Annotated in this window: 6 protein-coding genes and 4 pseudogenes; 2 read left to right on the forward strand and 8 right to left on the reverse strand. The window is 65.8% G+C overall.

Annotation, left to right across the window (positions count from 1 at the left end):
• Positions 1 to 39: 39 nt before the first annotated feature.
• From OG322_RS05030 to OG322_RS05045, 4 genes and pseudogenes are all read right to left on the reverse strand, one after another.
• Positions 40 to 844, reverse strand: a pseudogene (locus OG322_RS05030) (transposase); the annotation flags it as partial.
• Positions 845 to 916: 72 nt separating this feature from the next.
• Positions 917 to 2,698, reverse strand: a complete 1,782-nt coding sequence (ltrA, locus tag OG322_RS05035; RefSeq protein ID WP_329306099.1) for a group II intron reverse transcriptase/maturase — start codon at positions 2,696 to 2,698, stop codon at positions 917 to 919.
• A 668-nt stretch (positions 2,699 to 3,366) separates the two neighbouring features.
• Positions 3,367 to 3,573: pseudogene (locus OG322_RS05040) on the reverse strand (IS630 family transposase); the annotation flags it as partial.
• An 83-nt stretch (positions 3,574 to 3,656) separates the two neighbouring features.
• Positions 3,657 to 4,577, reverse strand: coding sequence for a LysR family transcriptional regulator (locus OG322_RS05045; protein WP_329306100.1), 921 nt, complete (start codon positions 4,575 to 4,577; stop codon positions 3,657 to 3,659).
• A gap of 130 nt (positions 4,578 to 4,707) precedes the next feature.
• Here OG322_RS05045 and OG322_RS05050 point away from each other — a divergent pair, with 130 nt between their 5' ends.
• Positions 4,708 to 6,087 carry an MFS transporter gene (locus OG322_RS05050; RefSeq protein ID WP_329306101.1) on the forward strand — a complete coding sequence of 460 codons (1,380 nt, stop codon included), beginning with the start codon at positions 4,708 to 4,710 and terminating at the stop codon, positions 6,085 to 6,087.
• 283 nt (positions 6,088 to 6,370) lie between these two features.
• Here OG322_RS05050 and OG322_RS05055 read toward each other — a convergent pair.
• From OG322_RS05055 to OG322_RS05065, 4 genes and pseudogenes are all read right to left on the reverse strand, one after another.
• Positions 6,371 to 6,835: pseudogene (locus OG322_RS05055) on the reverse strand (transposase); the annotation flags it as partial.
• Between the two features lie 82 nt (positions 6,836 to 6,917).
• Positions 6,918 to 7,268 (reverse strand): annotated as a pseudogene (locus tag OG322_RS41500) (integrase core domain-containing protein); the annotation flags it as partial.
• A gap of 356 nt (positions 7,269 to 7,624) precedes the next feature.
• On the reverse strand, positions 7,625 to 8,191 hold the full coding sequence (locus tag OG322_RS05060; RefSeq protein ID WP_148085543.1) for a hypothetical protein: 567 nt from the start codon (positions 8,189 to 8,191) through the stop codon (positions 7,625 to 7,627).
• 1,033 nt (positions 8,192 to 9,224) lie between these two features.
• Complete coding sequence (locus tag OG322_RS05065; RefSeq protein WP_123463736.1) at positions 9,225 to 9,818, reverse strand: isochorismatase family protein; 594 nt, start codon at positions 9,816 to 9,818, stop codon at positions 9,225 to 9,227.
• A 399-nt stretch (positions 9,819 to 10,217) separates the two neighbouring features.
• Between OG322_RS05065 and OG322_RS05070 the strand changes: the two genes are divergently transcribed.
• On the forward strand, positions 10,218 to 10,790 hold the full coding sequence (locus OG322_RS05070) for a GNAT family N-acetyltransferase (RefSeq protein ID WP_329306102.1): 573 nt from the start codon (positions 10,218 to 10,220) through the stop codon (positions 10,788 to 10,790).
• Positions 10,791 to 11,069: the final 279 nt, after the last annotated feature.

Here is an 11,069-nt window from a genome sequence, read left to right on the forward strand (position 1 = left end):
AACCGATGATGCGCTGTGGCTGCGTAAGTTCGTGGTTGGTCAGGCTGCGGTGTTGAGGGGGCGTCCGCCCCAACGGATGCCCTCCTCGCTTCGTATGCGGGCGCGTTCCTTGCGTTCGGCGGCCAGGACGTCGCGGTGGCGGGCGTTGGCGTTGCGCCAGCGTAGATAGGCGTGCAGGGCTCGTGTCTGCACGGTGTGGTTGGGGTGGTTGGAGTTGGCGATGGTGAACTGCCTCAGCGGTCCGAAGTGGGCCTCGATGGGGTTGGCCCAAGAGGCGTAGGTCGGGGTGAAGCACAGCTCGACCTTGTGCTTTGTAGCCCAGCGGCGGATGTCGGTGCCTTTGTGGGCGGACAGGTTGTCCAGGATCACGTAGATGGGGGCGCCGTCGGGCCGGGCGGCGCGGATCGACTTGAGTGCGGCCAGCGTGTTCGCGGCACCTTTCTTGCGGCGGTTGACGCCCCACAACATGTCGTCGCCGACCGAGTGGGCCGAACTCGTCGAACGCGAAGACCCGGTCGGGGAAACGGCCCAGGACGTGCTCGATCCGGTCCAGCTTCGCCTCGCGGTCGGGGTCGGTGGATTCCTTCCAGGTCTTGGTGCGCTGGAAGGTGACTCCACGGCGGGCGAGCAGGCCGCGTAACGCCTCGCGGCCGATACGGATCACTCGGCCGTGGACTGTGCGCAGGTAGGCGACGAGTTTGCGTAGCGACCAGCGAGTGAAGGGCTGGCCGAGCTTGGTGGGGCGGGTGGTGGCCATCTGGACGACGAAGTCCTCGTCGTCATCGCTGAGCAGGCGGGGACGGCCACCCGCCCACCGAGGGTCCAGGCAGGCCAGGCCGATCTGTCGGGTAGGCCCGACGCATTACTGCGCCGGGCCCCCCTCAGAACCGGACGTGCGCCATTAAGCGCATCCGGCTCAAGCAGACCGCTGTGGGCGGCAGTTGTTTTGATTCTCATGGCTCCCGGCATGGAGCTGCCGATGGCAGCCGGCGTGCAGAAGTTCGAGATTCTTCCAAGCGGAGCCAGCGGCACCTGCGCCCGTCTTCTGGTGGACGCTGAGCGTACGGGAGCCGTATTCGAACCATCTCGCCCATTCTCGGACGTTGTCGGGCTCGTATTCCGCCCCCGCAACCAGATCCAGCCCGCACTGGGTACACAGTCCCCTCTGTCGCGCCGCAAGCCAGACATGAGACTTCTTGTCCGCCTGTGGGAACCCGCGCTTTTGGTTCCGTGCCGCCCAGTATTCGGTCAGCATTGGATCATCTTTGGACGATGTGCCCTTGACGATCACATGCCTGCTGATCCTGGTCCAAGAGAACTTGTGGACATGGAGGCCGCTACGGCGATCCCCGAATACCCACTTGTCCTTGCTGCCACTCTTGAACTGGCCCCAGTAGCGGTGGGCAATCCATCGCCAGCTTTTGTTCCTGTGGCCTGCTATGCCCCACCTCCGCAAGGCGGTAAAGACATAGTCGTCAAGATTATGGAATATCTCACTTGACACAACGGTACGATAGTAGGTCGCCCATCCTTTGATGAAAGGATTGAGCTGCCGGATTAAAGAATCCACCGACTCGCCCCGCCCATCCCGGACGATCTCCTTGATCTTGCGCCGCGCCTTCTCCACGGCACCCCTGCTCGGCTTGATGATCAGCTTTCCCTGATACCTTCGGATATTGAATCCGAGGAAGTCGAATCCGTCATCAACGTGGACCACGCGGGTCTTCTCGTCATTGAAGGCCAACCCCTTCGGCGCCAGCCAAAGGCCCAGTTGTCTCCTGACCTTTCCTGCCTGTTCCTCCGTGGCACAGAACACCGCGAAGTCGTCCGCATATCTCACCAGCGCAGGGGGCGGGTTCCTTACGCCCGCCCGACTTGTCGGGTCGACATCCGCCCCGATAGCCGTCGCCATCCCGTGCAGAGCGATGTTCAGCAGCAACGGGCTGATCACGCCGCCTTGCGGAGTGCCCTCCTCCGTCGGCGCGAACCTCCCCCTGTCCATCACCCCCGCCTTCAGCCAGCGCTCGACTGCCTCCCTCCCGGGAAACGTGCCGACCGCCTCCATCAGGCGCTCATGGTTGATGCGATCGAACGCTGCCGCCAAATCCGCATCCAGCACCCAGAGCCTCCTGGACGCCTTCTTCGAGGCCACATTGAAAATGAACCCGATCGCGTCATGGCAGCCTCGGCCCGGTCTGAACCCATAACTCCTGGCCTCGAACCGTGCCTCCCACTCAGGCTCCAGCGCGTTCTTCACGCGGGCCTGGTGGACTCGATCCCGGATCACCGGAATGCCAAGTGGCCGCACTTTCCCATTGGCCTTAGGGATGTATACACGCTTGACGGGCATGACTTCGAGCCCGGACTCGGCACTTATTTGCCGTACTAGCCTCGCCCGGTCCCTCGGATTCAGGGCACGCTCTCCATCTATCCCCGCCGTAGCCTTGCCGGAGCTTGTCTGCGTCACTCGCTTCACACTGACCAACGTGTTCGCGTGAGATCGCAGCATGAGCTTCTGAAGATTTCGAACCCTCTTCAGATCTCCAGCATTTGCCGCCTTGAAGATTCGCTGCCTGAGCTGCCTTACGCGTAGTTCAGCCCCGGCCCAGTCGATACTGTGCCAGTAGGCTGATAGTTCCGCGTCAATGCCTCCGTTTGCCGGGACGCGCGAGGCGTCACACGTATTTTTTCGGCTCATCCTCCCACCTCCTTTGCATCTAACTTGCAGCACTGTTCGGGTTGCTGTTCAGTTTCACTTCAAAGGTCCACCAGATTCGCGTCTGCACCCTTTCGGGTCCGAGCACGGGGCCCGGTATCCACCGAGTTATAACCGGCGAGGGAAGTCTCGTCTATCCGGTCTTTCCTCTGAGCTTTCGCCCCAGCGGCATTCGCTTCTCGAATCTTCCTGTTCCCGCAGCGGAGTTGGGCCCTCGTTGCCTCGGGCTTACCGGATAACCCTCCGGACCACTACGGGGTTACCGTGTTCCACACATCCAAGTTGCACCCAGCGAGCACGCCCTCTATGACCCGGGACAAGCGGTGATCATCGCCTCGGCGATAACGAACACCGAGGCCGCCTGATGCTTTGCAACATCCAGTCCTTCCGCCGCCGTTTACAGACCACAGACGCGGCGTCCACCTTACGAGCCGTAAATACAAGGGTTCACTCTCGTTCGTCCTGCTGGGCTTCCCCTGCTTGTAAGTCCGCGGTGGCCCCGCAGTCTCCTTGAGCAACTACCCCGGCTCAGCACCACGCCGTTACCAGCGTCGCGCCCGGGGTCGGGGACCGGTCCTTGATCACCGACCGGAAGAGCGGCTCCCTTCCCTTGCCTCTCTCACTTGGAATGTGCGACCTCACGTCGCACCGTTGAACCGGTGGATCGCATCGCGCACGGTGTTCTCGTCGGCCGCCACCAGCTGGGCGATCACCGGCACCCGATTCCCGCCGGCCGAGGCCAGCAGCATCATCGCGCGCCGATAGCGCACCGCGTTGGTGCTGCCCCGGCGCACGATCTGCTGCAGCCGCTGCCCCTCCTGGTCGGTCAGTCTGCGCACACGGACAGGCTCGGCCACCGCGCCTCCAGCGGTCGGATCGGACGTCACCGCACATCCAACCGCCACGACGACCAACCCAGCGAACCTATGCGGTCACAGCACTAGCTAGACAAGATGCGCTGGGTATTCCGCACCACCTCAAGCGCCGTTCGCGCGAAGGTCTGGACGGCGCTGGTGTCGTCCCCGGCCCGCCATACCAAGCCGTATCCGATGGGGTCGGCGTCCTCGAACGGAATGTACGCGACGCCGGGCCGGGTGTAATACGCGGCGGTGTGCGCGGCTGACAGCAAGGCCCCTTTGCCGCCGGCGACGAGCAGGAGTGCCTCTTGCATGTTGGTGACGGCCGGACCGTGGCCGATCGGTCTGCCGCTGGGCGTGCGCGCCGGCACATGGTGCTCCAGCCGGTAGTCCGGGAGTTCACCGTCGATGGTCAGCAGCAGCACATCGGCCAGATCTTCGAGCAACACTTTCTCCCCGGCGGCCAGCGGATGCCTGGACGAGATCGCCAACACACGCTCCTCCGTGAGCAGGGTGGGCCCCTCGCCCAGATCGTCTTCGCGCACGGGGAGCTCCGTGAGCTGCACATCGAACTCGCCGTTGCGCAACTGCCCGAACGGGTCCGAGAACGGCACCTCACAGATCTCCACGCCCAACTCGGGGTGGCTGATACGGAGCGCCTCCGCGGCCCTCATCACGACCTCCCCGGCCGGCGGGCTGGAGAACCCGACGTGCAGCACTCCCTTGATACCGCGTTTGATACCGCGCGCGGCGGCGGTGGCCCGTGCGACGGCGGCCTCGACCGCGCGGTGGTGCGGCTCAAGGTCGTCGCGGAGCTGCCGGCCGAGGGCGGTGAGGGCGACGCGGCGGCTCGTACGGACGAACAGCGGGGCGCCGATGCGGCGTTCCAGGCGTTGGACGAGCTGGCTCACCCGGGCGCGCGACAGCCGCATCCGATCCGCCGTGCGGCCGAAGTGCAGCTCCGCGGCGAGGATGAGAAAGCACTCCAGTTCAACGCGTTCCATGTTCGTCCCCAGATCGCCGGATCGGTAAGCCTGGCTGAACGAACGTTGCGATCTTCGCCGTTGTTCCCCCCTCGCGCCTCATCAATGGTGGTGAGCCAAGAACTTCCCTACACACCATCGAGGAATTCACATGCGTGTGCGTGACTGGGGCGTGCTGTTCGTCCTGTGCGGTGCGATCTTCCTGGAAGGCATTGACGTGGCCATGCTCAATGTGGCCCTTCCCTCCATACGCTCCGACCTTGGCATGTCCACTGGTGAACTGCAGTGGGTGATGAGTGCGTACGTCCTCGGCTACGGCGGCTTCATGCTGCTGGGGGGGCGGGCCGCCGACCTCTTCGGACGCCGCCAGATGTTTGTCTTCTGGCTCACCGTCTTCCTGCTCTTCTCGGGCCTCGGCGGATTCGCCACCGACGGCTGGATGCTGATCGTCGCGCGGTTCGTCAGCGGCGTCGCCGCCGCCTTCATGACCCCGGCCGGCCTGTCGATCATCACCACGAGTTTCGAGGAGGGCCCGCAGCGCGACAAAGCCCTGCTCGTCTACTCCGGCACCGCCGCGGGCGGCTTCTCGATCGGCCTGGTCGTCGGCGGGCTGCTCACCGCGGTCGACTGGCGGTGGGTGTTCTTCGCCCCGGTCGTCCTGTCCGGCATCATCCTGATCACCGCGCTCGCGCTCGTCCCCAAGTCGCCGCGGCCGGATCGGACCGGAGAGAAGGTCGACCTGGCCGGTTCGGTCAGCATCACCTCCGCCATCGTGCTCCTCGTCCTCGGCGTCGAACGTGTCTCTCATGCAGGTATCGGCTGGACTCTCGGGACGCTCGCGGCGGGCCTGGTCCTTCTTGGCGTCTTCATCGCCGTCGAATGGCGCTCGTCCACCCCGCTCGTACGCCTGGGCATCTTCCGCAACGCCTCACTGGTCCGCGCCAACCTCGCGGGGCTGCTGTTCGCGGCCGGCTTCTCCGGCTTCCAGTTCCTCGTGGTGCTGTATCTGCAGGAGCTGCGCGGCTGGTCGACGCTTCAGACGAGCTTCGCGATGATCGTCATCGGCATCGACGCGATCCTCTCGCCCACCCTCACGCCCAAGCTGGTGAGCCGGTTCGGCAACGCCAGGGTGATCTTCGTCGGACTGCTGCTGGCCGCGCTCGCGTACGCCCTGTTCCTGCCGGTCGGCGCCGACTGGACGTATCCGGTGATGTTCCCGAGCCTGCTCATTCTCGGCCTCGCCTTCGCGCTGGCGTACGGCCCCCTCACCATCGCCGCCACGGCCGGTATCGAGGAGGAGGAACAGGGACTGGCCGGCGGCCTGCTCTACACGTCCTTCCAGTTCGGCGCCGCGCTCGGCCTCTCCGCTGCCACCGCCGTAAACGTCGCCGCCACCGATTCGGATGCGCCAGCGGCTCTGCTCGACGGTTACCACGCCGCCCTGGTCGTCCCGCTCGCCGCCGCCCTGCTCGCCGCCCTCGTCGGCGCTTTCGGGCTGCGGTCCCGTGAGGTGGTGTCCGTTTCTCTGTGAGGTGGTGCAGGGTTGCTGATCTTGGGACTTCGGGTGGCTACTGCTTCCTGGCGAAGTTGCCGGTGTCGGCCTCGGTGAGGACGTCGAGTTTGACGAGGCGTTTCAGCTTGGCGCGGGTGCCTTCGATGTTCTTCGGCAGTTGTTCGTGGCCGAGGGCTTCGCAGACTTCACGGGCTCGGAGGGGGCGGGTGGCCTCGTTGAAGACGGTGAGGATGCGGGGGTAGTCCGGGTGCTCGGGGCCGGTCGGCCGTGGAGGTCTGGGCAGGGAGCCGGTCAGCGAGCGCTGTGACGGTCTTCCGGGTGATCGCGAGGGCACGAAGCCCTTGTCCTGCGGGTTGCGTTCGACGATCTCGACATCGATGCCGAGGCCGGTGCAGTGCACGACGACCTGCTTCTTGAAGCCCTGGTCGACCAGGGCCTTCTCGACGGTCTCGCCGGCATGCTCGGCGATCTGGTCCAGCAGGGCGATGCCCACGGCGTTGTCGTGCGTGTTCGCGGCGAGGACGACCACCGCGATGACCAGGCCCAGGACGTCCACGGCCAGTCCGCGCTTGCGGCCGGGCACCCGCTTGGCCGGATCGAGGCCGGTCGTTGCGGCAGGAACCCCGGCGGCCACATGGACACTCCGGGTGTCCAGCACCACCAGGGTCGGGTGCTCTAACCGGCGAGCCCGCTCCCTCACCTGGCAGCGCAACAGTTCGTGGATGACCTGGTCGGTCCCGTCGTCCCGCCAAGCCGCGAAAGTGAACCGTTCCGGGTTCGGTAGAGACTTCAGATGTGGTTGTGACCTGGGGTTTCGTGGTCGTGAGGTAGTAGCTGGTCTCGTATTCGACGGGTGGGATGGGCCCTATTTCACCGTGGAGTCGGCGGTGGCAGTACCAGTCGATCCACTCCGCGGTGGCCAGCTCGACCTGGGAGAGCGTCCTCCAGGGCCGCCCCGATCTGATCAGCTCGGTCTTGAACAGGCCGATCGCGGACTCCATGAGGGCGTTGTCATAGGCGTCGCCGACCGAACCGATTGACGCCGCGATGTCGGCAGTGGCCAGGTGCTCGGCGAGCCGGAAACTCATGTACTGGGCGAGTTCAACCAGTCGTTGCAACAGCCCGGTGTTGCAACGACTGGTTGAACTCGCCGAGTACACGAGTGACGAATTCCGCACCGAGATACGCATGTTGCGCATGAGGCAATCGATGGGGCGCGTCGGCTCTCGTTACGATAATGCCGCCGCGGAAAGCTGGTTCGCCCTGCTCAAAGCGGAGATCGGGACAACCCTCCGGGAGTCCCGCGAGGCTGCCCGGGCCGACGTTTTCCGTTACGTCGAGGTCGAGTACAACCGCAGCCGGCTCCGTCGGCACCCTGACTACGGGTACGTCACCCCAATCGAAACGAGATCCTGCTCAGGCAGAACCTCGCTCCAGCAGCGTAAACACCCGCTGCCCAACTCGCGGGGGGAACTTCATACTCCTCGCCCCATGACCGTGCGATATCGCAAGATCCCCCGACAGAGCCGAATTGCGCGAACGCCCACATCACGTTTCAGATGTGAGACGTGATGCCGGTGACAGGGTCGTGGGAGATCAGCGTCGGCATCCCCGGGTCGTACCGGACGACCTCACCGGTCAGCAGGGACCCTCGTTGGCTGGCCGTCGCGACCTCGACCAGGAACCGCAGCACGGCGGCCACCCCCGCCCCGTCGAGGACGTCCTCGGGCCAGACGGAGAACTCGATCTCCTCCTCGTCGCAGGGCAGGGCGAAGAACCACACAGCGCCGAAGCGGGCCCGGAAGGAGAAACTCGTGCCCTGGCCCTCCGGTTCGTCTGCCCAGACGCTGAAGAGGTCGGCGCAGGCGGGACGCACGGGATCGAGCCGGGGGTAGGGGTGCTCCACCTCGGTCTCGTCGGCTACAGCACGCAGGCGTTCGAGGACCGCGATCCACTCGACGCGGGTCGTATCGAGGACCCGGATGTCCCTCAGGCTGCCGTCGAGACGGAAGACATCGCACATCCACGGCTCGGGCAGGCACCGCGCGCGGGTACCGCGCTCTCCGGCGTGGACGTCCTCGTGTGTCAACTCGACCCGCCCCCTCGCGTTCGTCTCTTCCATGGCACCACCAAGGTAAGAGGTCGCCTCGATAGGGAACGACTGCCCGGCCGGTTCAGGGGTGGGCGATCCCATAATTGCGGGTCCTGCGGCATCACAAGATCCCCGACAGAGTCGAAAAACGTGAACGCTCACAGCTGCGCGCTGTCCGAGGAACGGGCTACGGGATTACGGGTGACGGGTCACCTTCGACGTCCGCGTCTACCGATGTGTGCCGGTCGCCACGCGAAGACGGACCTGGGGTGCCGAAACCATACCCGGGGCGCCGCCTACGGGGCGTGAGACGACCGGCTCGTCCGCGGCGCCGTACGGTGGGTCGCCGGCATCGAAGGTGAACGCGACGCCGGCAGCCCGATCCTCCTCGATGTGCAACTCGGTGCTGCTGCCGGGGTCGCGCGAGACGTGGAGGACCGACGGTGCGACAAGTGTGGGCCCGGAGGGCGGCGCGCAGCCGACGAGGCCCGCCAGCACCGCAGCCAGGAGGAGGGTCAGCCCGACGGCCGTACGGAACAGCGCGATTGGGGCGGCATCTCGCTTACGTCCTGCCCTGGGACGGCACTCGGCTCCCTCGAACGGCTCCACCGGGATCACCCTGCCAGGAGGACATCACGTCCGCGCATCGGTACTGTCACTGGGCTCTGCCGTGCGGAGAAGGGCATGGCCCGATCGGGATACGGCCCCCGGAAGGCCGTCCCTGACCAGCTGTCAGCCGCCTCACTCCAGCCGCCCGGCATCGCCCCCGGCCGGACAGCAGAGAACGACGGCCAACCGGGGTGCTCCGGCGCACCAGCGAGAGCGTGATACTTCGCGCCCGCTCCGGCCCGGTCTTCACCCAGACCTGGATGGACCTGGTCCTGGCCCCGGAGCTGGCCGGGATGGAGCTGTCGCCGGGGACCACTCTCGACGGAGCTATGTGAACTGGCTTTCTGTCCACGTCGGTTGGTGGCTCATTTGATCCGGCCAACCGACCCGGACATACAGAATCGTTGATCAGCTGGACGGCGACAGGAAGCTGCTCGGCGCACCGGGCCTGCGGCTATCCCGGAACGGGGGTCTCGCCGGAGGTGGCAATGCCTGCCCGGCGGAAGTCGTCCAGGGTCGAAGCTGTGGTTTCCGGGGCGACCCCGACCGAGTAGTCGAGACGTACCCGTGCGCGGAACCCGGCCTTCACGGCGTCCAGCGCTGTCGCGCGCACGCAGTGGTCGGTGGCGATGCCCACGACGTCGACGTCTTCCACGCCGCGGGCGCGCAGCCAGTCCGTCAGGGGTGTGCCGTGTTCGTCGGTGCCTTCGAAGCCGCTCTTGGAGGCACTGTGGGCGCCCTTGAAGAAGACGGCATCGACCTTTCCGCTGGTTACTGCGGGCGCGAAGTGGGGGTGGAATTCGCCGCCCTGGTGTCCAACTACGCAGTGGACAGGGAAGCTGTCCTTGTAGTCGGGGTTCTCGGAGAAGTGGCTTCCCGGGTCGATGTGGTGGTCCCGGGTGGCGACGGTGTACTGGTAGTCGTGGCCAGCGGTCTGCTCCACCAGCTCCGCGATCGCGGTGGCGATCTGTGCGCCGCCCGCGACGGGGACGCTGCCTCCTTCACAGAAGTCGTTCTGCACATCCACAATGATCAGGCCTCGGCTCATCACGAACACCTTTCAGCGATATGGAGCGAACCGGAAGAACGCGTGCTCCGGGGCGTTGGAGCCATCGTGATCAGTTCAACGCCCTTCCACGTCGTTGGTCACGGCAGGACGTGATGCCTGGCCTGTCGCGGCCCACGGTTCCCAGGCCACAACCAGGTCCTGGGAAACCGCAGGCCTTTGAAGCGAACGAAGCCAGCCCGCACAAGTTTCTCGCCACCACACCTCAGCAACCACGTGTCGCGACGCTCCCTGGGATGCGCCACATGCCGGCGGGCCGGGAAAGGGGGTACCGGACCGGACCGAGCCTGCCGAACACGCGCTCGGACGTTCCCGCGGCGGTCTGAGCGCAATACCGTCGAGCGGTGCATCGCGCGTCTTGAGCAGCGGCGCAGTCCGGCCATGACCGAAGACATCGAGACCGCGCGCAACGAGCAGGACGCAGAAGCTGAAAGGGAGCATTCCTGGCGCGCCAAGTCCGTCGGTCTCGCTGCAGTCGACATCGACGACGCCGAACTCTTGCACCGTTGGCGATCCGACCCGCCAACAGCCTGTGAAATCGGCATCTGGCCCCGCTCCCTCACCGCGATGCGCGAACGCATCGAGCACGACGATGACGACGATCGCGACGACTTCCTCGCCCTGCTCCCTGACAGCACTCCTATCGGTCACATCGCACTGAGCGGCCAGAACATCGTCAACGGCACAGCCCAGGTCGAGCTGATGCCGGCCCCTCAGCACCGCGGGCACGGCCACGGCACCGACGCCCTCAACGCTCTGGTGGACCTGGATTCGGTGAACTCCCGATGCACCGCCTTACGGCAGAGACCCACACCGATATCGCCCCCGCCCTCGCCGTCCTCGCCAAATCCGGCTTCGTACACGAAGGCATCAGCCGCGCCGCCTGTCTCCATCGCGGCCGCCGCCACGACCGCGCCGTGTTCTCACTGCTCCGCCCCGAATGGGAAGCGCTGAACCGCCCTCGCGCCTGGGATGCCTGACCGGACGACCAGCACGTGCCCAGCGCTTGGACCATTCCGGCGCCACACTCTCAGAGCATCAAGGGGACAGCTCCAGCCGGCGGGGCTCCGTCGTCTCACGTCGCCCTCACCAACCGAGCCAAGTCGCACATCCCCCGCTTTGCCCTCACCCGCCCCTGGTTGCCCTGGGCCCCTCGTCCTCGCCCCGGCTGTCCGCGGCACAGCGCAGGCGATGGCTGTCGCCACCCCAGAGGACCGGTGCACTCCTCGGCCA

The organism is Streptomyces sp. NBC_01260, from assembly GCF_036226405.1.
Taxonomy (GTDB): domain Bacteria; phylum Actinomycetota; class Actinomycetes; order Streptomycetales; family Streptomycetaceae; genus Streptomyces; species Streptomyces laculatispora.

Excerpts from the sequence above, each read along its gene's own strand:
- OG322_RS05045 (WP_329306100.1), bottom strand. The coding sequence starts at position 4,577 with ATGGAACGCGTTGAACTGGAGTGCTTTCTCATCCTCGCCGCGGAGCTG.
- OG322_RS05060 (WP_148085543.1), bottom strand. The coding sequence starts at position 8,191 with ATGGAAGAGACGAACGCGAGGGGGCGGGTCGAGTTGACACACGAGGAC.
- OG322_RS05070 (WP_329306102.1), top strand. The coding sequence starts at position 10,218 with ATGACCGAAGACATCGAGACCGCGCGCAACGAGCAGGACGCAGAAGCT.
- ltrA (WP_329306099.1), bottom strand. The coding sequence starts at position 2,698 with ATGAGCCGAAAAAATACGTGTGACGCCTCGCGCGTCCCGGCAAACGGA.
- OG322_RS05050 (WP_329306101.1), top strand. The coding sequence starts at position 4,708 with ATGCGTGTGCGTGACTGGGGCGTGCTGTTCGTCCTGTGCGGTGCGATC.
- OG322_RS05065 (WP_123463736.1), bottom strand. The coding sequence starts at position 9,818 with ATGAGCCGAGGCCTGATCATTGTGGATGTGCAGAACGACTTCTGTGAA.